Annotated in this window: 19 protein-coding genes; 17 read left to right on the top strand and 2 right to left on the bottom strand. The window is 45.8% G+C overall.

The features are described 5' to 3' along the window. Position 1 precedes the first annotated feature (1 nt). The 8 genes from FGT79_RS22485 (at position 2) to FGT79_RS22520 (ending at position 10,031) form a co-directional block, all read left to right on the top strand. On the top strand, positions 2-832 hold the full coding sequence (locus tag FGT79_RS22485) for a carbohydrate ABC transporter permease (protein WP_138755096.1): 831 nt from the start codon (positions 2-4) through the stop codon (positions 830-832). Next, positions 829-1,944: an ABC transporter ATP-binding protein gene (locus FGT79_RS22490; protein WP_246096559.1), complete on the top strand. Its 1,116-nt coding sequence runs from the start codon at positions 829-831 to the stop codon at positions 1,942-1,944. Before FGT79_RS22485 ends, FGT79_RS22490 begins: the two co-directional genes overlap by 4 nt. Before the next feature lie 18 nt (positions 1,945-1,962). Beyond that, a complete protein-coding gene (locus FGT79_RS22495; protein WP_138755097.1) occupies positions 1,963-2,766 on the top strand; it encodes a histidinol-phosphatase HisJ family protein in 804 nt (267 codons plus the stop codon). 181 nt (positions 2,767-2,947) lie between these two features. Further along, positions 2,948-4,714: an extracellular solute-binding protein gene (locus FGT79_RS22500; RefSeq protein ID WP_138755098.1), complete on the top strand. Its 1,767-nt coding sequence runs from the start codon at positions 2,948-2,950 to the stop codon at positions 4,712-4,714. 126 nt (positions 4,715-4,840) lie between these two features. Beyond that, the gene (locus FGT79_RS22505; RefSeq protein ID WP_138755200.1) at positions 4,841-5,701 is read left to right on the top strand and encodes an ABC transporter permease; all 861 of its coding nucleotides are present in this window, start codon (positions 4,841-4,843) and stop codon (positions 5,699-5,701) included. Positions 5,702-5,712: 11 nt separating this feature from the next. Next, entirely contained in the window at positions 5,713-6,591 is an 879-nt protein-coding gene (locus FGT79_RS22510; RefSeq protein ID WP_138755099.1) for a carbohydrate ABC transporter permease, read from the top strand. 79 nt (positions 6,592-6,670) lie between these two features. Further along, complete coding sequence (locus FGT79_RS22515; RefSeq protein ID WP_212758621.1) at positions 6,671-8,404, top strand: sensor histidine kinase; 1,734 nt, start codon at positions 6,671-6,673, stop codon at positions 8,402-8,404. Between the two features lie 4 nt (positions 8,405-8,408). Then, positions 8,409-10,031 (top strand): response regulator transcription factor, encoded by a 1,623-nt coding sequence (locus FGT79_RS22520; RefSeq protein ID WP_138755101.1) that lies wholly within the window; start codon positions 8,409-8,411, stop codon positions 10,029-10,031. Between the two features lie 190 nt (positions 10,032-10,221). On the opposite strand, the gene FGT79_RS22525 is transcribed toward FGT79_RS22520, so the two are convergent. After that, positions 10,222-10,842: a GntR family transcriptional regulator gene (locus FGT79_RS22525; RefSeq protein ID WP_138755102.1), complete on the bottom strand. Its 621-nt coding sequence runs from the start codon at positions 10,840-10,842 to the stop codon at positions 10,222-10,224. A 202-nt stretch (positions 10,843-11,044) separates the two neighbouring features. Here FGT79_RS22525 and garR point away from each other — a divergent pair, with 202 nt between their 5' ends. The 4 genes from garR to FGT79_RS22545 all read left to right on the top strand — a co-directional run bounded on the left by garR (position 11,045) and on the right by FGT79_RS22545 (position 16,254). Then, positions 11,045-11,959: a 2-hydroxy-3-oxopropionate reductase gene (gene garR / locus FGT79_RS22530; protein ID WP_138755103.1), complete on the top strand. Its 915-nt coding sequence runs from the start codon at positions 11,045-11,047 to the stop codon at positions 11,957-11,959. Next, on the top strand, positions 11,956-13,410 hold the full coding sequence (locus FGT79_RS22535) for a four-carbon acid sugar kinase family protein (protein ID WP_138755104.1): 1,455 nt from the start codon (positions 11,956-11,958) through the stop codon (positions 13,408-13,410). Before garR ends, FGT79_RS22535 begins: the two co-directional genes overlap by 4 nt. A 90-nt stretch (positions 13,411-13,500) precedes the next feature. Next, on the top strand, positions 13,501-14,859 hold the full coding sequence (locus tag FGT79_RS22540; protein ID WP_138755105.1) for a GntP family permease: 1,359 nt from the start codon (positions 13,501-13,503) through the stop codon (positions 14,857-14,859). Between the two features lie 396 nt (positions 14,860-15,255). Continuing rightward, positions 15,256-16,254, top strand: coding sequence for a glycoside hydrolase family 53 protein (locus FGT79_RS22545; RefSeq protein WP_246096572.1), 999 nt, complete (start codon positions 15,256-15,258; stop codon positions 16,252-16,254). A 155-nt stretch (positions 16,255-16,409) separates the two neighbouring features. Here FGT79_RS22545 and FGT79_RS22550 read toward each other — a convergent pair whose 3' ends face one another. Continuing rightward, positions 16,410-16,721 (bottom strand): hypothetical protein, encoded by a 312-nt coding sequence (locus FGT79_RS22550; RefSeq protein ID WP_138755107.1) that lies wholly within the window; start codon positions 16,719-16,721, stop codon positions 16,410-16,412. 518 nt (positions 16,722-17,239) lie between these two features. On the opposite strand from FGT79_RS22550, the gene FGT79_RS22555 reads away from it, so the two are divergent. The 5 genes from FGT79_RS22555 (at position 17,240) to FGT79_RS22575 (ending at position 24,229) form a co-directional block, all read left to right on the top strand. Next, complete coding sequence (locus tag FGT79_RS22555; RefSeq protein WP_342778516.1) at positions 17,240-19,057, top strand: sensor histidine kinase; 1,818 nt, start codon at positions 17,240-17,242, stop codon at positions 19,055-19,057. Next, positions 19,050-20,570, top strand: coding sequence for a response regulator transcription factor (locus tag FGT79_RS22560; protein WP_138755108.1), 1,521 nt, complete (start codon positions 19,050-19,052; stop codon positions 20,568-20,570). Before FGT79_RS22555 ends, FGT79_RS22560 begins: the two co-directional genes overlap by 8 nt. A 197-nt stretch (positions 20,571-20,767) precedes the next feature. Continuing rightward, complete coding sequence (locus FGT79_RS22565) at positions 20,768-22,237, top strand: ABC transporter substrate-binding protein (RefSeq protein WP_138755109.1); 1,470 nt, start codon at positions 20,768-20,770, stop codon at positions 22,235-22,237. An 81-nt stretch (positions 22,238-22,318) separates the two neighbouring features. Further along, a complete protein-coding gene (locus FGT79_RS22570) occupies positions 22,319-23,257 on the top strand; it encodes an ABC transporter permease (protein WP_138755110.1) in 939 nt (312 codons plus the stop codon). 54 nt (positions 23,258-23,311) lie between these two features. After that, positions 23,312-24,229, top strand: a complete 918-nt coding sequence (locus tag FGT79_RS22575; RefSeq protein WP_138755111.1) for a carbohydrate ABC transporter permease — start codon at positions 23,312-23,314, stop codon at positions 24,227-24,229. Positions 24,230-24,262 lie beyond the last annotated feature (33 nt).

Raw genomic sequence — 24,262 nt, forward strand, 5'->3', positions numbered from 1 at the left:
TATGTCGACAAGTATTGCAAAAAAACTGCTCGTACACACGTATATGCTGCTCTTTACGATGCCTATCATCGGAATGATTATCTGGTATTTTCTCTCAGCTACCCTTAATGGCACGACGGGGCAATTTACGCTGGAGAACTTCAATTTTGTAAAAGAGCCAATCGAGTATGCAGGTGTTGTTCTCCCGGCGATTTGGCCCATTGTGCTTAATACATTAGTCTATTCCATTCTAATTGTGGTCATTGAAGTCGGTATTGCTGTACCCACTGCCTATGCATTCTCCAGGCTAGATTTCACAGGCAAGCTGGCCGCTATGAAGTTTCTGTTCCTCATGCGTTCCTTCCCAGGGATTACGCTCATTATCGCTACGTTTTTTATCCTTGTTCAAATGAATCTGGTCAATACGTATTTAGGCGTTATTCTCGTCGCGATTACGGGCTCATTGCCTGGCCGGGTGTATATTATGAAAGGCTTCTTCGATGAAGTGCCTTGGGATTTGGAATGGGCGGCGATGGTAGATGGATGCTCGAGATTTCGCGCCCTCATGAAAGTACTCGTACCGTATGTATTGCCGGGTATTGGAGCGATATCCGTATTCTCCTTCTTAGGCGCTTACGGCGAATGGTTCCTGTTCAAGCTATTTATCTTCGATGACAATATGCTGACACTGGCCGGTTATCTATCTCGTTTGGTGACGAAGGAAAATGTCATTTTGAACTACGGATTAATTACAGCGATTGGTTTGTTTTATACGATCCCGCTAGTCATTTTCTATATCTTTACCCAAAAAATATTTCTGAAGATCAATATGGGAGGAGCAAAGCAGGTATGATTTCTCTTGTAAATATCGTAAAAGATTATGATGGTAAGCAAATGGGCAGCCGTGCGGTTGACGGATTGAATCTCGAGATTGCAAAGGGTGAATTTGTTGCGCTGCTAGGCCCTTCTGGCTGTGGAAAAACGACAACACTTATGATGCTCGCAGGTCTGCTGAAGCCAACCTCAGGTGAAATTTATTTCAAGGATAAGCTTGTCAATCATGTGGAGCCTAAGGATCGGAATATTGGAATGGTGTTTCAATCCTATGCGCTTTATCCTCATTTGACGGTTCGTGACAACATTGCTTTCCCGCTTCGCGAGCGGAAAATGGCTAAGAAGGAAGCTTATGAGCGTGCACTCGCAACGAGTAAAATATTGCAAATCGATCATCTGCTCGATCGCAAGCCATCTCAGCTCTCAGGCGGACAGCAGCAGCGTGTCGCCATGGCGCGCGCGTTGTCCAAGGACCCGGAAATTCTATTGCTCGATGAACCGATGTCTAACTTGGACTCGCGATTAAAGCTGGATGTACGTGATGAGATTCGCAAAATCCAACGTAAGCTAGGCGTTACGACCATTATTGTTACGCATGACCAGGAGGAAGCGCTAGCGATCTCCGATCGCGTAGCTATTCTTAATGGAGGGAAAATTCAGCAGTACGCGCCTCCAAATGAGCTGTTCAATCATCCCGCTAATCTGTTTGTCGGCAGTTTTCTAGGTAATCCGCCAATGAACCTGATTGATGGAGTTGTAGAGAAGAGAGCGGATGAGCAGTGGGTAAAGACGAAGCTATTCGAGCTGCAAATTCCGCAGCCGTGCAGGTTGGAGGAGCAGCATATCGGGAAAGCAGTCAAGCTTGGTATACGTCCGCATGATTTGTTCATTGCAGAGCAGCCAAGTGAAGCAGCTATAAGGCTGCAAATTGATCTTATTGAGCATTTAGGCAATGGGCAGCTCATTAAGCTGACAGATCGAGACGGGCAAGCCGATATGATGATTCGTCTGCTGACGGATAATGAGAAGCAGCTAAAGGAGCGGGAGATGATCTCGATCGGCATAAAGCCGAATAAATTTCACCTGTTCGATATGACGGACGAAGGGCGTAATCTCTTGCAATTCCAATAGAAGGAGAAGGAGTAAAGAATGACGATACCTCATCTTTTAATCGATCAGCATGTGCATTCTTCCTATTCGCCTGACTCGAGCTCAAGCCTTGAGGAGCTCGTGCGATTCGCAGTTGCGCTGGGGAAGCCTGCTCTCGTAACGACAGATCATCTAGAGTATGATTGCAAATATTTCAAGCAGGATGTTCATATTGATTGGGCTGGTTACAACAAGGAAGTAGAAGAGCTGTCGCAGCGATATCCGATTGAAATTCGCAAAGGCATTGAGGTCGGCTTTCGAAGCGATTATAAAGTGGTTATAGATGACTATTTGGCTCAGCACGAATTTGACGTCATTTTGTTATCTGCGCACAATGATGGAAGACTGGATTTCTCCGAAAAGGCTTTTCATGATAAGCCGATTCAGCAGCGGCTTATGCATTATTTTAACCATGTAAGAGACGCTGTGGACCAGATGGACAATTACGATATCGTTGCCCATTTGGATTATGTGGTGAGATATACGACATTCCCGGTGTATGACGAAGATATCGCGTCATGCAGGTCTGTTTTATACGATATAGTAAAGCTTATCATCGAGAAGCAGAAAGTATTGGAGCTGAATACGACCGGACTATACCGACAAGGCTGGATTCATCCTCATTCATACATTCTCGACATGTATTTGGATCTAGGCGGCAGAGCCGTATGTATCGGTTCCGATGCACATCAGGTTGGGCATATGGAGCAAGGATTTGTAGAAGCTATAGAGTTGCTGCATAGCAAAGGGATTCGAGAGGTTGTGCAATTTAAGGGAAGGACGCCGTATTCGGTGTCTATATAGTTAGGATGACCACTGCCAAAGCTAATGGCAGTGGTTTTTTTTATGAATAGACGTAAGAACTGCATGCAGATTTGTCGAATGTACGTTTTTTGATATGAGGTTAAAAATCGAATATATAAACATTCATTCTATGACCATATAATTAGTGATGTACCATCAATATACAGAAATGGGGTAAAAAATGAGTCATTATGCTAAGTTAGCTAAGCTGTCAGCACTCTCTATCGCAATCGGTATATTACCGATTCTATCTGCTTGTTCAAACAATAATAATGTAGTGCCGTCGAGTAGTCCGGTAAGCACAGCCAGCAGTTCATCCTCTACGGAATTGTGGAAACAGAAGTTTGATCCTCCCATTACGATTACGACTGCGATTGTTGATGATGGCGCTTCCAGGGGCAATGCGTTCAAGCCAGGCGAGTCTATGGAAGACAACGTGAACCTGCGCTGGATGAAAGAGAATATAGGAATCGATGTGAAATTCGATTTTATTGTAACGAAATCGGAGGACTACGATACGAAGCTTCGACTTCTGCTCTCCAGCGGCGGTAAGCTTCCTGATGCATTCAGAGCTCATGGAGAGCCGCTTCAAAGCTTGCTCGCAGCCAAAAAGCTAATGCCTCTGGACGAAGCTATCGAGAAATATGCGCATCCTGGTTATAAGAAATTGATCGAAGATTACGGGTATGCAATGGGCGAAGTGAAGAAAGACGGCAAAATTTATGGTTTGCCTTCCTTCTACATGGGTGACGAAGGCACAGTTATGTGGATTCGCAAAGACTGGCTTGACACTCTAGGGCTGCAGCCGCCGAAAACGCTGGCTGAGCTTGAAAACGTACTCAAGCAATTCACAGAGAACGACCCCGATAAAAACCAAAAGAATGATACGGTCGGTTTAGCTGTTCCGCTTAAAGAAGGCCCGTGGACTTGGATGGGTCAGACTGACGCGATTTTCGCTGCACTGACTACTCAAATGATCCATACCTCGGACATTCGCAGTTTCTGGAACAAAGGTGATGACGGCAAGCTTAGCTATGGCGCGATTCACCCTGACGCTAAACTGTACTTGCAAACCATGAAGGATTGGATGAGCAATGGCTATATTGACAAAGAAGCGGGTATCAAGGATCCGTCCAAATCCTCTGAATTGGTTGCCAGCGGCAAAGCCGGCGTCATGTTCGGTCCAGCCTGGATGGGTGACTGGCCGCTGAGCGATGCGACTAAAAACGATCCGAATGCCGACTTTGAGCCTTATCCGCTTCCAGCTGGTCCGGACGGCTTGGTAGGTCGAGCGGAGAAATCGTTAATTGCGGGCTTTACTGTATTCGACAAAGATTTCAAAAATATTGAAGCATGGTTCTCCTATTTCAACAAAATGTTCGCAAAACAATTGGAGCAAGAAGGCGATCCGTTCTTCGATCCGCGTTGGAAAGACGGTTATTACGAAGGTTACGATTACGTCATACACAACGATAAAATCATCAAAGGCGACTACGAGGCAGTGGGCGTTCCGGCAGACAAATGGCCGCTCAAAGACGGTAGAAGCTTGGATATGAGATTCATGATGACGAATATACTCGGCGGAAGTGTAACGATTCCTTACTCCAACGATGCGCCAGTCAAGAAGTTTCTGGCGGATCCAGACGCCGAGCCTGTAACGTCCAAAGAATTTGACGTTAAACAAATGAAGAAGAAACAAATTGATGGTCAGGGCGTGCGGATAAACCAAGGGATTACGGAAGGTAAAAACTATTTTACTGGTCCATTGACACCGACGATGAAATCCAAGGGCGAGCTGCTTAAGAAGCTTGCTACTGAAAGCTACCTCAAAATCATTTACGGTGATCAACCGATGGAGTACTTCGATGAATTCGTAAAGCAATGGTTGGATAACGGCGGTCAGAAGATTACAGAAGAAGTCAACGAATGGTATGCGGAAAACCAGTAATACGCACTGACAGCATGAATGAAAACGGAGGAGAGGGCAGCCTTCGCTGTCGATCTTCCTCCGTTTTTCTGATGAAAGGAAGGATACGTAGTGGCAACCTATTGGAGAAAAACATGGCCGTTCCATATGCTTTTGTTGCCGGCCTTACTATTATGCATCGTGTTTCAATATATTCCGTTGTTTGGAGCTGTCATTGCCTTCCAAGACTATCAACCATGGCTTGGCATCAAGGGATCACCTTGGGTGGGCATGGATCATTTCCGTTATCTGTTCACGTATCCAGACGGCAAGCAGGTCATATGGAATACGTTAATCATCGCCGCATTTAAGGTGGCTATGAATTTATTAATTCCTATTATTTTCGCTCTTTTGCTCAATGAAGTTAGGAAGATGTATTTCAAGAGAGTCGTACAGACTCTTGTTTATTTGCCCCATTTTTTATCCTGGGTTATCCTAGGCGGCATTATGCTCGATATTCTGTCGACAGAGGGCGGAATTGTCAATCGCGTCCTAGAGTCATTTGGATTGGATAGTATCTTTTTCTTAGGCAACGGCCATTGGTTTCGATTTACGGTCGTCCTTAGCGATGTGTGGAAGGAATTTGGTTTCTCCGCTATTATTTTCTTGGCTACTCTAGTAGGCATCAATCCGGCTTTATACGAGGCAGCCGAAATCGACGGGGCTACCCGCTTTCAGCAAGTAAAGTCTGTTTCTATTCCTCTTATTATGCCAATCGTGATCGTGGTAGCTACGCTATCGCTTGGTCGAATACTAGATGCCGGCTTCGATCAAATTCTGAATTTGTATAACCCTCTCGTGTATTCACACGGAGATATTATTGATACATTCGTTTACCGTGAGGGATTGAATAATGGACAGTTCAGCTTTGGAACGGCGGTGGGATTATTCAAGTCCTTTATTGGCTTCATCTTAATTGTCATCAGTTACAGATTGGCATATAAACTAGCTAATTACCGGATTTTTTAAGGAGGTCGACTATGTATTACCGCTCCAGAGGTTACACAGCATTTACGATTATGAACACAATCTTTCTCTGCCTGCTGGCGATAATGTGCATTCTTCCTCTTATACACGTGCTAGCAGTATCCTTCAGCTCAAGAGCTGCGGCGACAGCGAATATTGTGAATTTTTGGCCAATCGGCTTCACGACGGACGCCTATGTCAAGACATTAGGTAACGGGAAATTTCTTAGATCCATGTGGGTCGGTGTAGAGCGGACTGTGTTAGGCACACTGCTGTCGATGCTGGTGGTCACGATGGCCTCCTACAGCTTATCGAAAACGAGTCAAAAATTTCCTGGCCGTCAATTTTACATTTGGATTTTTGTCTTCACGATGCTATTCTCGGGCGGACTGATCCCCTCGTATATACTGATAAGTAAGCTGCATCTGATCGATACAATCTGGGCGTTGGTACTGCCTATGGCCGTCAGCGTGTGGAACATGATTCTGATGCTCAACTTCTTCCGGACGATTCCGCCGGAGCTGGAAGAGGCTGCCCATATCGATGGAGCTGGTCATCTGAGAGTGCTTTGGAGCGTATATTTGCCAGTTTCAATGCCGTCTATTGCGACTCTATCTTTATTCTCGATGGTATCTCATTGGAATTCATGGTTTGACGGCGTAATCTATATGTCCAATCCCGACGGGTATCCGCTTGCCACTTATTTGCACTCTATGATTGTTAGTGACAATATGTCGCGAATTGGTGTAACATCGGAAAGTATAGCGAACTTCTCGAACCGTACGGTTAAAACAGCACAAATCTTTATCGGCGCGCTGCCGATTCTGCTCGTATATCCATTCTTGCAAAAATATTTCGTTAAAGGAATCGTGCTGGGCTCGGTGAAGTCTTAGGCAATGGGCGCGGTGGGGGAAGACGGATTTGAATTGGGGGAGACCTATGTTATACAACAGAAGCGTTATGGGAGGCAGAATGAATATTTTCACGAAAGTCATTATCGTGATTGTTCTGCTGCTGATCCCTGTCGTCATGATGTATAATTCATCGTACAAGATCAGTACGGGCGTTGTTGAGCAGGAGCTGCTTCAGGTCAATATGAATCGGATTCGTTTCTTTGTCGAGCAAATGGACGTTGAGGCAGATCGGTTGTGGAGAGCCGCCTTCGTCATTGCATCCGACCCCGATGCGCTGCAACTGCAGCTCCGTTCTTCTTCCGAGACCGATTATTCGATGCTGGCATCGAAGACGCTGCTGCTTCAGAAGTTGGATATGCAGTCTACCACCTTCCAATGGGTAAACGATTTCACCGTATATTCCCCCGTTTCGGATGTAATGGTTTCGACTAATTACTTGCAGAAGCACGACGCAGATTACTTCAGGAATTCGAGTCAGCATCGTTGGGATTATCGTATGATCGTAACGGAGCGGGGAGAGGAGAAAGCATTCGTAAGGGATCTAATAACCCCTTTCGAATCGCTCTCTACGCCGGAAAATCCGAATTTGTATGTTGAAGTCTCGTTCTCGTCGGCAAATCTAGTCAATATGCTCGATCGGTTTATGCAAGGCAGCGTCGGCGAGCCGTTCCTATACAGCAAAGGATTCGAGCCGATCATGTCGCGGGATTCAAACCCTGAACTCATCCATGCCATGGCTGTGCAATTCAATGAAATTAAAGCACAGAACCCGACTGAAGGGTCAATCAAATTGACTTATCGCAACGAACCTTATCTTGTGAATTACGTGACATCAACCTCGCTGCTCGGCTGGTATATCGTTGATTTCCAGCCGATGAGCAAAGTGCTGGAGCCTATCGATCATAGCAAGCAGATGTTTTATTCCGCAAGTTTACTATTGCTGATTCTGGGTGTCTCCTCTGCAGCCTTGCTGTACCGCAACGTGCAGAAGCCGATCTATGATTTAATCCGAGCGGTGAAGTCGCTAAGGCGAGGCGAGTACGGTCATCGAGTCAAGCATGTATCGAATAATGAATTTCATTATTTGATTGAGCAGTTTAATCTGATGTCCTATGATATTCAGACGCTAATCGACAAAGTGTACATCGAGCAGCTTCATGCCAAAGAGTCTTCACTTAAGCATTTGCAAGCGCAAATCAATCCTCACTTTCTATATAATAACTTTGCCTATATTCAAAGCATGGCGCAGCTTGAACGGACAAAAGCAATTGTCGCCTTCACACAGCATTTGAGTCAGTATTACCGTTATACGACGAGGACAGAGCAGCAATTGACTACTTTGTCTGAGGAATTGGACTTAATTCGTAACTACTTGGGAATCCATCAGATGCAGTCAGAGCGATTGCAATTTCATGAGCGGATTGAAGAAGACATGTTGTCTCTGCTCATGCCCCGGCTGCTATTTCAGCCGCTTGTCGAGAATGCGATCGTGCATGGAATGGAAGGGAAGAAGGGGAACTTCGAGATCGTCATAACCGGCAATCGGATTGAGGAAGGCTGGGAGCTTATCGTGGAGGACAATGGCGTCGGCATGAAGCAGGATAAGCTGGATGATTTGAGGCACTCCTTGCAATTACAAGCCAGCGCTGATCATAGTCTTGGACTGAGGAACGTTCATCAACGTCTCAGGCATTATTTCGGACAATCCTCGGGGCTTCTCATCGAACATTCATCTTTAGGTGGGCTTCGCGTAGGGTTGACGATTAAGGACGGAGGCGATTCTAATATTTGAGGTTTTGATCGTAGACGATATCCCCTCTCAGGTTGATAGCATCGCGGCAACGATTCCGAAGGACGAACTTAGAATCGGACGTATTCATAAAGCGTTTACGGGTGAGGATGCTTTGAAGCTATATCGCGAGCATAACATCCATATCATCATTACAGATATACGGATGCCGGAGATGAACGGAATTGAATTAATAAAGGAAATCCGTGAGATGGGCCGCAATGTCAAAATCATCGTGATTTCGGGCTACGCCGATTTCGAATATGCGCAAGGCGTTGTCCCGTATAATACGTCGGGCTACTTAATGAAGCCGGTAAATCCTGATCAGCTTCAGGCAATGCTAGGCAAATTATCGGAAGAAATTACTTGTGAAATGAAGCAGCAACAGCAGCAGCAGCGCGATGTATACGCCTTCCGAGAGAATTTGCCCATGTTGCGGAGCGAGCTGCTGAATCGACTGCTGCATGATAACGGAATCCCGTTCGCAGAGCTGGAGCGAAAGCTTTTTCTATTAGATTTGCCTTTCTCCCTGAATCAAGAAGTTGGATTGTTTGTCGTGCGGTTGGAGGGCAGACTGCAAGATTATGAAAGCATGGATAGAGCGCTGATTGAATATGCGGTCACGAATATGGCAGAAGAACTATTCAGGGACGTCTTTCACTTGTGGTTCTGTCGTGATCATAATGAATATCTCGTGTTTGTCGTATCGTCCAAAGTGAAACCCTATGCAAACGGACAGACCCAAGAAGCGGTAGCGATCGATCGGAATACGATGGACGTACGGGTAGCTATGCTAAAGAAAAAGGCAGAATCGCTCTTGAATGGCAGCGTTTCCATCGCGCTGGCAGTTCATGGGATGTCTTTTCCAGAAGGCGTTGCCAGTCTGTATCGATCAGTTATCGATGGCATGAGGCGGGTAGAAGAGGGACGGCAGGGCATATTTCTGCGGATAGCGGGTAAACTCGACCAGGTTCGAATCGGAACGATGACGTCATTGTATCGACCTCCTCTCCTCATCCATTTGCTTGATACAGGGAACTGGCTGCACGCGGAGGAAAAGCTGATCGAAATATTTGCTGAGCTGAAGAGTGTAGACTATCCGCCTGAGCACGCCAATGAAGCCTATTTCGCCATCGCTAACGCCTATCAATATATGGCGCACAAAAAAGGAAAGCTGCTAAGCGAGTTTGGGGCATCCTCCTTCGGTCTCATGCCAGCCGCTCCGTCTCTCAAGCAGCTGGAGAAGTGGGCATTTCTTATATTCCGATGTCTTAGAGAGCAAATGGATGATTCATCTATGAAGCAGATAGGGTTAGTCGACAAAGTTCATACATTCGTCGAGCAGAACATGAATGACCAGTTATCCCTGCAGACGCTAGCTCAGCAAATCGGTCTCCATCCCGCTTACTTGTCGAGAGTTTACCGAGCTGAAACGGGAATCAATTTGAGTGAATATATTTTGCGCTACCGAATGGAAATGGCCGCATATTTGCTGCGCAGCAGCAATAAGAAAATTTATGAAATCGCCCAAACTATTGGTTATCAGGCAGTACCACATTTCATTAAGCTGTTTAAGGCATTTTCGAACATGACTCCACAGGAGTATCGCGACCGAACGGGGTTGTCTTGACTCTTTATGAATTTGCGGCCATGATGCAACTGCTTCTCACTAACTCCATAAATGAAACGAAATCATTAAAGAAACGACCTATGACAAGCTTATATAAGCTTGTCATAGGTCGTTTTTTTATGCTCTATTCGTTGATTTACTCGAACAAAGGAATGCTATATGTACAATGAATGATCCAAATACTCGAAGACTAACGGATCAAGTGAAGACAAAACTCAAGATCGGCCTGAAGATGCTCCTTCATTAATTGCTCGGCTTTGTTGCCATCATGTGCCCGGATAGCCTCACAAATTTGCTGATGCTCATCAATGAGAAAAGGACGATGGTAATAGACAACGGTATGCCTGAACAGAAAAATGACAGATTGCATTCGTTCGAACAAGTCGATCATCAGCGAATTGTTGCTAGCCCCCATTATGATTTCATGGAAGGATTTATTGGCTGCCATGATTTCATCCAGCGTGCCGCTTCTTCCAATATCGACACATCGTTCTAAGGCTATTAGCTCCTGTTCGGATAAATAAGTAGCTGCACACTGGGCAGCATGGCCTTCTAGCAGCTTTCTCAGCTCGAAGGTATTGCGTAAATCCGTTTGGGAAAGTTTTACGACACGTTTATTAACTACAAGTCCTTCTTGCTCCAGCTTACGAATGGACTCGCGAATAGGCGTTCGGCTAACGTTCAAATCTGCGGCCAGCTTTTCCTCAATCAGCTTGGAGCCTTGAGCAAGCGTACCGTTTAGAATCATATCACGCAGTGCTTCATAAGACTGCAGGTAGGCTGAACTGGGTTTGGAGCTGTTGTGCTGCATTGTTATTCACCTCTACCGTCTACTTTAGCGAAAAGCGGGAAGATTAACAATGATTATGGACATTGCATTGGTAAATGTATTCAATTAATTAAAAATTGTATACAAAAATAAAGTTATTGTGTACAATAACGTTGGAGTTAACGAATGATAGCGTTTGCAATGTTGGGAATGCATTTTATATGAATCTTGGAGGTATCACATCATGAAGAAACGAATTGGATTTATCGGGCTGGGTATTATGGGGCGCCCTATGTCATCGAACTTAATGAAAGCAGGATATGAGCTAAGCGTTTTCGATATAAATAAAGAATCAGTAGCCGCGCTTGCAGCGGCAGGAGCTAGGGGAGCAGCATCCCCTAAGGAAGTTGCCGAGCATAGTGAGATCATATTCACGATGCTGCCGAACTCCCAGCATGTGAAGGAAGTGATTACGGGAGCAAACGGCATTCTGAATGGAGCATCCAAAGGAAGCATCATTATTGATATGAGCTCTATCTCACCAGTGGTTTCGAAGGAGCTGGCTAGTTTAGTATCGGAAGCGGGACTGAAAATGCTGGATGCTCCCGTAAGCGGAGGCGAACCGAAAGCGATTGATGGCACGCTGGCGATTATGGTAGGCGGAGATGAGGAAGTATTTCAGCAGGTTCTAGCTGTTCTGCAGGTGTTGGGCGAAGCAGTTACTTTGGTCGGAGACAACGGCTGTGGTGCAACGGCGAAGCTGGCAAATCAAATTATCGTCAATCTTAATATAGCTGCTATGTCGGAAGCGCTCGTCTTTGCTGCAAAGGCTGGCATTGATGTTGATAAGATGTACCAAGCCATTCGAGGCGGATTAGCGGGCAGCGCGGTGCTGGATGCCAAAGTACCGCTTATTCTAAAACGTAACTTTATTGCTGGTGGACGTATTGATATTAATTTGAAGGATATGACTAATGTGATGGAGACGGCTCATGATATCGGCGTTCCGCTTCCACTAAGCAGTCAATTATTGGAAATTTTTCACGCACTCAAGATTGACGGCAAAGCGGCTGACGATCATGGAGGCATCGTGCAATATTTCGAGAAGTTGGCGGGTGTAGAAGTACAAGGTGTCAAAAGCGAGGTGGCTGGAACATGAAGAGCGGAGCAGCACAGACATCACTTGTAAATTTGCAGGCTGATTTGCCAAAAGAGTGGGACAACGGGGGCATACGACAGCAGATTAACCTAATTAACCAATCCCGAGGAAGAAAGATCATTGTATTGGACGATGATCCTACAGGAGTTCAGACTGTTCATGATATTGATGTTCTGACGATGTGGGATAAGGAGCTGCTGCGAGAAGCGTTTGCAGCGCCAGAATCGTTGTTCTATATTTTGACCAATACTAGAGGGCTGGACGCGTCAACGGCTGAGCAAATCAACCGTGAAATTGCTCAAAATGTGCAGGCTGTAGCAGCAGAAACGAATAAAAGCTTTACGTTTATTAGCCGCAGCGATTCGATGCTGCGAGGCTATTATCCGATGGAAACTGATGTACTTGCAGAAGAGGTATCTCATTTAAGCGGTCGTACCTTTGATGGACAACTGATTATTCCAGCTTTTTTCGAAGCGGGCCGTATAACGTTTAACAATATTCATTACATGGTGGAGAATGGACAGCTGATTCCTGTTCATGAGACTGAATTCGCAAAGGATAAGGTGTTCGGTTATGAGCACGGTAATTTGACGGAATGGGTAGAAGAGAAAACCGAAGGTCGAATCAAGGCGTCACAATGTCTTGTTATTTCATTGGAAGTAATCCGTAAGGGGCCAGCTGCCGTCAAAGCCGTGCTGCTTGAGGCCACAGGTAATATACCTATTATTATTAATGTTCTCACCTATGCGGATATGGATGTGTTGTCACTAGCACTATTGCAAGCAGAGGATGACGGGAAATCCTTCATTTTCCGTACAGCGGCATCGTTTGTGAAATCGTACGCAGGTATTTCTGATCAAGATTATCTGCCTCAGGATAAACTGATTGCGGACAAGCAGGATCAACATGGCGGAATCATTGTGGTAGGTTCATATGTGCAAAAAACAACACGTCAGCTGGAACAGCTCCTAACATTCCCAGGAATTATCAGTCTGGAAATCGATGTAGAGCGTGTACTTCATCCCGAGGACTACAAGCTTGAATTGAACCGAGTCATTGCTGAAGCAAACAAGCATATTGCCAAAGGCCAAAATGTCGTTGTATACAGCAGCCGCAAGCTTATAGCAGTTGAGAGCAAAGCTGATAATTTCAAAATTAGCCAGACCGTATCGAGAGCTCTGGTTGAGATTGTGCAGTCGCTTGAGGTTGTACCTAAGTTTATTATCGCCAAAGGCGGCATTACCTCCAGCGATGTGGCAACGAAGGGACTTGCGATTCGGAAGGCAAGGGTGGTTGGTCAAGCAGCTGCAGGTATTCCCGTATGGCTGACAGGTGAAGAAGCTAAGTTTAGCGGTATTCCTTACATCGTGTTCCCAGGAAATGTTGGCAATGAGCGGACCCTGTTGGAAACGGTGGAGAAAATCGAAGGAATACGATTGTCCTCGCTATGAGTCAGTTCGTTTCCCTATTTGCAAACAGGGCTTGACCCTGTCTTCTTTCGACAAAGAGAAAGCGTTCTCACAAAATAAGGAGGTCTACACATGTACTCAGTATTTGGACTCAGCCATGATGCAAGTTTGCTGCTGTATGCACTCATTTCCATCATCGGGTTGATTCTGCTCATCGCCAAATTTAAAATGAACCCATTTGTTTCACTTATTATAGGTGCTGTATTCATGGGGCTTATCTCAGGAATGCCGTTGATGGATATCGTGAAGTCGTATCAGGAGGGTGTTGCAAGCGTACTAGGCTTCATTGCGATCGTGCTGGGGCTTGGGACGATGCTTGGCAAGCTGATGGCCGAATCCGGAGGAGCCGAACGAATTGCGAAAACGCTTGTTAAGGTATTCGGAGAGAAGAATGTCCACTGGGCGATGATGGTCGTTGCTGTAATTTGCGGTATTCCAGTGTTTATACAAGTCGGTATTGTCTTGTTGTTCCCGCTTGTATTCGTTATTGCCAAGCAAACGGGAACCTCGCTTATCAAAATCGGAATTTCACTTGTGGCAGGTTTAGCTGTTGTGCATAGTCTCATTCCGCCGCATCCGGCAGCAATGCTGGCAGTAGGCATTTTCAATGCGAACATTGGCAAAACGATCTTTTTAGCGCTTATTGTTTCTTTGCCTGCGGCAGCGATTGCCGGTCCGATTTACGGATCATGGATTTCCAAACGTATCAAGGTAGAAACATCCAGCGAACTTATGGAACAATTTACAGAAACGAAAGAAAGAGAACTTCCTGGCTTCTGGATCACGCTGTTTACGATTTTATTGCCAGTCATTCTTATGCTATTCGCGACGATTGTTGATCTTATTTTACCAGCTGAGAACGGCTTTAGAATGGTTGTTGATTTCATCGGCAGTCCAATTATTGCACTATTGCTTGCGTTGCTGTTCTCACTATATTCTTTCGGTTATGCACGGGGCTTCTCGAGCAAAGAGCTGCTTAAATTTACGAACGATTGCCTTGGCCCAGTTGCATCAATTATCTTATTGATTGGCGCCGGAGGCGGTTTCAATAAAATATTGACAGCCAGCGGCGTTGGCGATGCGATCGCCAGCTTTGCCCAGCATGCTCATCTGTCACCACTAGTACTCGCCTTTGTTATTGCAGGTCTTATACGGGCAGCTGTTGGTTCAGCGACTGTAGCAATGACGACAGCAGCAGGTATTGTTGCCCCGCTTGCGGTCATGATGCCTGACGTCAGTCCAGAGCTGCTCGTGCTCGCTACGGGCGCAGGCTCTATTATTTTATCTCATGTCAATGATTCAGGCTTCTGGATTGTGAAGGAATATATGAATTTATCGGTTCCGCAAACGTTAAAAACATGGACAGTGATGGAGACGATACTTGGTTTTACCGCATTTGGCATCGTTATGCTTCTGAGTCTTGTCGTTTAGCGGACTAAAATTGACTGATGATTAAGTAAAGGTTTTGCCCAAGTTCGCTGAACTTGGGCAAAACCTTTTTTCAATTATAGGAAAGGATATGATTTCGCCATCCTTACTCTATATTTCTCGGAATGACATGCGTCGCGCCGCCAAAGGGTGGAGACAGCCGTTTCACCCTTGTATGAATTCACTTGAAGATAGGTGATTCAGGCGTTAAGCACAAACCGGTTTCGAAAACATTGCAAATATTGGTATTACATCCTATATGAAGGCTTCGGTAAATTCTATAATTAAGTTACACAATTGGAAGCGCATACAAGTATGCAGTGATGAGCCAAACTATTTCAAGGAGGCAAAACAATGTGGAAAAAGGTTTGCAGTGTCGTACTCGCACTATTGCTGGTAATGAGTGTTTTTGGCGTGAATCAGGGTACTCCGTCAAGGGTAAGCGCAGCTCCTGCATTCGCGAAAGGTGCAGACATCAGCTGGGTAGCCGGCATGGAGGCGCAAGGGTATACTTGGAAGGATAAAAACGGGGTAACAAGGGACATTGTTCAAATTCTGAAGCAGGATTACCAAATCAATTCTGTACGCATACGGGTTTTCGTCAACCCTTCTTCGAGCTATGGCAACGGGTATATGAATAAGGAGCGCGCAGCTGCCTTAGCTAAGCGAGCGAAGGATGCTGGGATGAGTGTCATGCTAACGCTGCATTACAGCGATTCATGGGCAGATCCTGGACAGCAGACAAAACCGGCTGGTTGGGCAAGCTATACGTTCCAGCAGTTGATGGACGCCGTGTGGAATCATACGCGCGAGGTCATGACCGCTATGCAAAGCAAAGGAGTCACACCTGATTGGGTGCAGATTGGCAACGAAACGAACGATGGCATGCTCTGGAATGACGGTAAAGCATCTTTGAATATGAAAAACTACGCATGGCTGATCAACACAGGCCACAATGCGGTGAAGTCTATTAGTACTGCAACAAAAACAATTGTCCACTTGGCGAATGGCTATGACAATAGTGTGTTTGTTTGGAATATCGGTGGCCTGATCGCTAACGGAGCAGCCTTCGATATTATCGGAATGTCGCTGTATCCTTCCAGCACAGATTGGTCGTCTAAGGTCACACAAACGATCAGCAATTCAAACAATATGATTTCTCGCTACGGCAAGCCGGTCATGATTACCGAAATCGGCATGGATTATAACCAGCCTGCTGCTGCCAAAAGCTTCGTTGCGGATATTAAGACCAAGATTCGCAATATAACGGGAGGAAATGGGCTTGGTGTTTTTTATTGGGAGCCGCAGGCAACACCTGGCTATAACGGAGGTTATAACAAGGGAGCATGGCAGGCTGATGGCAAACCGACGATCGCGCTGGAAGGCTTCTTAAATTAGTGAAAACGACCAATCATGAGCTCTTAGGAGCTTGCGATTGGTCGTTTTCTTTGAAATATAGGAAAGTATATACATTTGCATTTACTTTCTCTATTCGTTTCGACGAAACGAGGACGTCTATTAAAAGGACGCCGTCAGGCGTTTCTTCTTAAGCTCTAATCGTTTAGTTCCTTCTGCTGATCCTTCGCCAATTGCTGCCTAAGCTCAGCGTTCTTGGCGGTAAGTTGCTTAGCTATAGTAAGCTGAGCGGTATCGAGTCTGACCACTTCTTCATTCAGCTTCGTTATTTGTGACATTTTGCTGCTCAAATCAGTGGGGGAGGAGCTAAGCTTCACGCTTTTCTGAAGCTGTTTTATTTTGGCAAGCGACTTTTCCTTCTTACTCTTGCCTGTGGAGGCTTGCTTCTGAAGGTCAGCGATCTCTCTCTTGAGCCGGCTTATAATTGATGTTGTGAAGCTAATAGACATTCGAGCACCTCATAATCGTATAGTGTTGCATCATTTTATTTTACTATACATGGTCTGTTTAAGCGAGAAAGAAAGACAAGGGAGACCAAGCAGCATATGGGGTCCTTCCCTTAAATCCGTTCATCCCGTACGGGATGAACGAAACTTTGCTCTCAACAATCAAGCTTTTGTTGCTGCTGGGAGCTGCTTCGTTTTTCCTTTGAGGGCTTGCGAACGATGAATCGGCCTAAAAACAGGAGTAACGGCGAGACTTCGATTTCTCTCACCATTCATTTATATGCCCGTGCGGCTTCGCCATTCCCTCCCTTGATAGTAGGATACTTGTATATGCAAAACATAGTGAAGTATTATTAAAAGTTGTAGCATGAAACGTGTACAGTTGAATTATAGGAATGTATAGCATTTCGCCAACATTTTCTATATTTTTACGCGAAACGTTAGCTTAGCAGCCAGAGGACGGCTTTAGCTGTTTACGCTTGCATGGGGTACCCACCTCATACACGGGAGAGGAGCTTCTATTGAAAGGCGATAACTTATACGACAGCTATGTGAAAAATAACGCTTTTATGAAAATGATCCTGTTGTTTGCTCTGATTACTACCGTCACCATCGTGACGTTTTCTTATTTCATGTTCAATGTGATGTCTGAATCGATCGTCCGAAACGAGCTTGAGAATCAGAAAAAAGCGATGGAAAGCGTGAATAGCTATATGACCCGTAAATACGAATCGGTGCAGTCTATCATGCTGGATGTATACAGGAATGAGTCGTTATCGCTTCATCTCGCTTATTTCTTGCAGCATCCATTCGAGGATTACATGAAATATCAGTTGGACCAATATGCCAATGAGACGAATATCGATATGCCTAAGGGACTCGAGTATTTCGAGAACAAGATGGATGCAGACTCCGATATCAAAAATTTGATGCTGTACAGCTCGGAGAAGCAATTTCTATTCGCTTATAAACAGGGGCGTGTGACAAAGCTGATCGATACGAACGCTTCCCGTTCCTATATACCTGATGCGATGGCACTTGAGAATGCAATGGTATCGGTTCCGAACGAATGGGTTCGCAGCGCAATCGATCAAGATGACCCTAAGCTATATGCGATGCGTGTGTCGGTCACGGATAAAAACTCACTAAAAAACTTAGGGCAATTGCTCGTTTATTTCAATTCGGATCGAATTAAGAGTGCGCTGGACAGCTATAAGGAGCAATTGAAGGGTTATATCATTGTACTTGGACCGGCCGGACAGGTGCTTTTTGATTCCTCGGACAAGTATTATGGAGCTAAATATCCATACGCGGATCAGATCGATTCTCTATACAATACAGCTATGCTGGAGGAAGAGTCTTATGTGACGACGCTGACTCAGAACCAAGCCGGCTATTTGGTTGTAGGTGTAGCGCCCAAAGCTGAGGTCGCGGCTGCTTATGATGGGCTGAGGCGTACCATTATTCTAATTAGCGCTGTTTGTATTGTGATGGTACTGCTGGTACCTGTGCTGGTCGTTATCAATTTCGCCAAACGGACCAACAAAATTATTCGATTTATGCGGAAGGTGGAGAACGGTGATCTGTCTGCGCGTATCCAAGACGAGAAGGAGGACGAGCTTGGTCAAATATCACGCAGCTTTAACGATATGCTTGATGAGCTGACTCGCCATATCGACCGCGTCTACAAGGCAGAGATCAAACAGAAGCATACGGAGCTTGCTGCGCTTCAAGCGAGGGTGAACCCCCATTTTCTGTACAATACACTGGAAGTCATTCGCATGCGTGCCATATCACAGGGCGCTAAGGATGTTGGGGAAATGATCTATAGCTTGTCGGTTCTGTTCAAAAGCTTCGTCCAGCCAAAGGGCGAGAATACATTGAAGGACGAGCTGGAAACTTCACGCCTTTATCTGGAGCTGTTCCGTATTCGCTATAAAGATAAGCTGTCCTACGAAATTTGCTGTGACGAAGCGTTATTGCAACGAAGCGTTATGCGAATGGCGCTCCAGCCGATTATCGAGAACTACGTTGTACACGGACTTGAACCGCGCAGGTTGGATAATCGAATTCGAATTCAGGTGCTGCAAGTGGAGGGGCGGGTTCGCATTCAAGCAGAAGATAACGGCAGAGGTATAGATAGCGTCCGTTTGGAAGCGATTCGGGAGTCGCTTGATGCTGTAGAGGAGTCGGGTGAATCCTTCGGCCTGCGCAGCGTTCACGAGAGGCTCAAGCTGCTCTATGGTGTGGAGTATGGACTTGAGATTACAAGTACGCCGGACGTTGGTACGATCGTGACGTTTGAATTTCCAGATACGGAGGACAAGCAGCATGTATAGAGTGTTTGTAGTGGATGATGAGCCGTTCATCATTGAAGGCTTATACGATATTATTGATTGGTCAGCGTTTGGTCTGGAAATTGTCGGCTCTGCGGAGAATGGGCAGGATGCTCTTGAGGCACTGAAGGAGTCCGCTCCTGATATTCTGCTTACGGATATTTCCATGCCGGTTATGGATGGATTGACGTTGATTCGCGAGGCTAGGCAATTCCGTCCTGACTTAAAGGTTATTATATTGAGCGGTTTTAATGATTTTGACTATATCAAATCAGGTCTGAAGCTTGGTGTAGAAAACTATCTGCTCAAGCCCATTAATATCGATGAGCTTCAGGAGACGCTGGCTAATACGATCGACAAGCTTAATACGACCAGACCGGATCGCCTGTTCAGTGATTATGATATCCGGATTCTGCGAGATAATATATTGTATCGCTGGCTGACTGGTCGCATTGCGCCGAATGAGTTGAACGAGCGTACGGACATGCTTGACATTAGGCTGGATGCGCCATATCTTATCACCGCCGTCATTCGAACAGACAATCAATTCGAGCCATCCTATGAAGCGGCACAGCGACTTGCTTTACAGGACCCTGCTATGCTTCCATTCGTAGATATTGACGGTGATCTCGTCATCGTATTTATGATCGATGACCCGGAAGCAGGCAAAGCGAAAGCGATGAATGCGCTGGACAACATGCAGAAGTGGCTGGCACCAAGTCCGCTGCGTATCTCGCTTGGGAGTGTTCAGGTGATGGGAATCGAGGCTCCTCAAAGCTACGCCCATGCCAAAAAGGCGCAGGAGTATTTCTTGCTGCTGGATGAGCCGACTATTATCGAGTACGATGCGCTCTCGCATCGAAACGGCACCGATAATCCGGCTGCGCGGCCACTGGATTGGGCTGCTTACTCCAAGCTGATTAAAGCGAAAGAGCTGGACATGCTTCAAGCTGCGATTGACGCAGAGTTCGAGCGCTACCAACAGCTGGAGGGTGTAACCCCAGCTTATATTCAGAGTATGGCAATCGAGCTGATGATCAGGTTCAAGATGGAGCTCAAAGAAATCAAGCAGGCGGATCAGCCGGAGTTATATAAAGCGGGGTTTGCCCAAATTATGCAGGCTGATTCGATTGAAGATTTAGCTGCAGTCGTCAAGGATGCGGCTGCTTTAACTGTTGATTCACTTATGCGTGATGTGAAAAGCCCGATTATTCAGCTGCTGCTCGGCTACGTGCATGAGAATTATGCGCAGGCATTGTCGCTAAAGTCGCTCAGTCAGCAATACAACATTCATCCCGTGTATCTCGGACATTTATTCCAGAAGGAAACAAACGAGACCTTCACGGAATACATCAACAAATACCGCATAGGCAAAGCAAAGGAAATGCTGAAGGAAACACAATTGAAGGTACAAGACATTGCACGGCAGGTTGGCTACTGGGAGACCGGCTATTTCTACAAGCAATTTAAGAAATATGTAGGGATTTCGCCGACTGATTATAAAGGACTGCTCTAATGAAAGGCTGAGCTGTCCTTTTTTCTTTAATTTGTACAGCATACCTTTAATTTGTTGCCTATTTGAAAATCGTTACATCCGTTATTTTTAAGTTAGCCCTTTAAACGCGAAGCGCGTGAAAGGACAAGCCATAAAGTAAGCGTATGCTTACGCAATCAGATTCTGCTTCGAAACACAATACGGGGAGGATTTACAAAATGGGTAGGAAGACAAAAAGCTTTACGGCGGCGCTTTCGCTGCTGCTGGTTATGTCAATCGTACTAAGCGCATGCGGAGGTGGCAAAAACGAAAGCTCCGAGGGCACGGCTGAGAAACCAGTCGAACTGATCTGGTACACAATTGGTACGCCGCAGAAAGACGTTAACAAGGTTATGGAAGAAGTAAGCAAGTATACAGCTGAGAAAATCGGTGTAACGGTCAAAATGAACATGATCGACTGGGGCGATTATTCACAGAAGCTTCAAGTGATGACAGCTTCCGGTGAAGCGGTAGACATCATGTTTACATCTTCATGGGCATTCGATTACGTTCAAAGTGCTAGAAAAGGCGCTTTCATGCAAATCGACGATTTGTTGAAAGAGCATGGACAAGGCATCATGGAGACGCTTGATCCTGCATTCCTTGAAGGCTCCAAAATTGATGGCCACAATTACGGCATCCCTGCCAACAAAGAGCTTCCTGCCCAAGAGGTATGGCGCTTCAACAAGCAGTACGTAGACAAATACAAGCTGGACACTTCGAGTGTGTATACGCTTGAAAGTCTAGAACCGCTGCTCAAAACGATTAAAGAAAACGAGCCGGACGTTTATCCGTTCGCCGTTGACAAAAACCAAATGCCTTACGTGCCATACGACTATGTCATCGAGAAGCTTCCAATGGCAGTATCGCTGGACACAACCGACTACAAAATCGTAAACGTGCTGGACACGCCAGAAATGAAGCAAATCCTAAGCACGATGCACAAATATTATAAAGCAGGCTACATTCCAACTGAAGCTGCAACAATGGATTCAATGACAGATGTACAAACGACTGGCAAATGGTTCGCGGACCGTGCGACATCACAGCCTTTCGCTGACAACCTCTGGTCGGCAAGCTACGGCTACCCTGTCGTATCAACACCTGCAAGTGAAGCACTTATCTACAACTGGTCTGTAATGGGCTCGATGCAAGCGATCTCGGCTAACTCCAAATATCCGGAGAAAGCGATGGAATTCCTTAACCTGTTGAATACAGATCCTGTACTTCGCAACATGGTGGATTCCGGTATCGAAGGCGTTCACTACAAAAAAGCTGGCGACAACGTGATGGAGAACCTGGACGAGTCGAAAAACTACGATATGCCAACATTCTCACTGGGTAACGTTATGCTGACTTACCTCAACACAACTGACCCAACGAATAAGTGGGAAGAGTTCAAGAAGTTTAACGATGCAGGCGTTCAAGCTCCGCTCCTTGGCTTCAACTTCGATACATCGAAGGTAACAACGGAAATCGCTTCCGTGAACAATGTAAAAGAAGAATATTGGGCAGCTCTTATGACAGGTACAGTAGATCCTGAAACGTATCTAGCGCGTGCTAACGAGAAATTCAAAGCAGCCGGCCTAGATAAAATTATGGCTGAAGCGCAGCGCCAGCTTGACGAGTGGAGAGCAGCGAACAAGTAAACAAGTGGGAAGGTATGATTCGGATGCTCGGCATCTGATTCATACCTTCTCTCATTAATCTGACAGCAGAGAGGTGATTACATGGGAGCCTTTGGGCGATTTTTCAAAAATATGAATAGAAATGCGGCAATGCTGGTCATGGTACTGCCAGCCACGCTATGGTTCATCTTCTTCTCCTACCTGCCGATGGCGGGCATGATTATCGCATTTAAGGAATACCGCTACAGCCGTGACGGATTTCTCGCGAGCATCATTGAAAGTAAATGGGTCGGCTTGCAAAATTTCAAGTTTCTATTCAGCACGAACGACGCTTATATTATTACGCGCAATACGGTAGTCTACAACATCTTCTTTATCGTACTAGGACTGGTTATAGCTGTCGCGATGGCGATCATGCTTGCTGAGATTACGAATAAACGGCTTGCAAAAGTCTATCAGACGGGTATGTTCCTCCCTTACTTCCTATCTTGGGTAATCGTCGGCTATTTCGTATTCAGCTTCCTAAGCTTGGATCGCGGCGTTGTTAACCAAGTGGCTGGCTGGTTCGGCATTGATCCGATGAACTGGTACTCTGACCCCACTTATTGGCCGATTATTATTGTCGTCGTTTTCCTATGGAAGTCGGTCGGCTATAACAGCGTCATCTATTTAGCAGCTATTATGGGTATTGATAAGTCGCTATATGAAGCAGCAATGATCGATGGTGCCAACAAATGGCAGCAGATTCGCAACATTACGCTTCCGATGCTGACGCCGCTCATCACGATCTTGACGCTGCTTGCAATCGGCAAAATCTTCTATGCGGATTTCGGTCTATTCTATCAAGTCCCGCGCGATTCGGGTACGCTCTACAGCGTAACGAACGTTATCGATACTTATGTATACCGCGGACTTAAATCGACAGGTGAAATTGGTATGAGTACGGCCGCTGGTCTTTATCAATCGCTTATCGGTTTTGTTCTTGTTATTACATCAAATGGCATCGTACGTAAATTCAATAAAGACAATGCGTTGTTCTAGACATGAGGGCCTGACGGCCTGATAGGCTCGCATTGCGAAGGGAGGAAAACCGTTGTGTCTGCACAAACGACGAAAGGCCGCGATTTTCATAAACTGACACCGGTTTGGAATGTAGCTTTTCATGCCGTAGCCGGTATATTTGCATTACTCTGCGTATTTCCTTTTTTGTTCGTCACCGTTATATCCTTTACAGATGAGTCCACCCTCGCGAAAAATGGCTACCAGCTGTTTCCTGAGAAGTGGAGCGTAGAGGCTTACACTTATTTATTCAAAGCAGGCGATCAGCTTCTGCGCTCCTATGGCGTGACGATTGCAGTAACGGTTATCGGAACGGTTATCGGAGTCGTATTTACGGCGCTGTTTGCTTACGCGATTTCACGACATAGCTTTAAGTATCGCAACTTCTTTGCCTTCTTCGCCTTTTTCACGATGTTGTTCAATGGCGGACTAGTACCGACTTATATTGTCGTTACACAACTGTTAGGCCTTAAAGATTCGATATGGGCGCTTATTCTGCCGCTTGCGGTCAACGCCTTCTATATTATGATTCTACGGACGTTTTTCTCTACGATGGTGCCTGATGCGATTATCGAATCCGGTAAAATCGACGGTGCAGGAGAGTTCGGGATTTTTTTCAAGCTGGTGCTGCCTTTATCGCTGCCCGGCCTTGCTACGATTGCTTTGTTCAGCACGCTCGGCTACTGGAACGATTGGTTCAACGCGTTGCTGTACATTAACACGCCGAATTTAGTGCCCCTTCAGTCGATGCTGATGCGGATTGAAAATAGTATGCAATTCATTATGCAAAACTCGCAAAATGCGTCGCTCAGCATGGGCGTCTTGCAATCGATGCCGCAGGATACGTCGCGTATGGCGATGGTTGTGCTTGCAACGGGTCCAATCGTTTTCGCATATCCGTTCTTCCAGCGTTATTTCATTCAAGGCTTAACGGTTGGTGCCGTTAAGGAATAATTACGATTCTCTCTCTAAAGGAGCATACCGAAT

The organism is Paenibacillus sinopodophylli, assembly GCF_005930355.1.
Taxonomy (GTDB): Bacteria; Bacillota; Bacilli; order Paenibacillales; family Paenibacillaceae; genus Pristimantibacillus; species Pristimantibacillus sinopodophylli.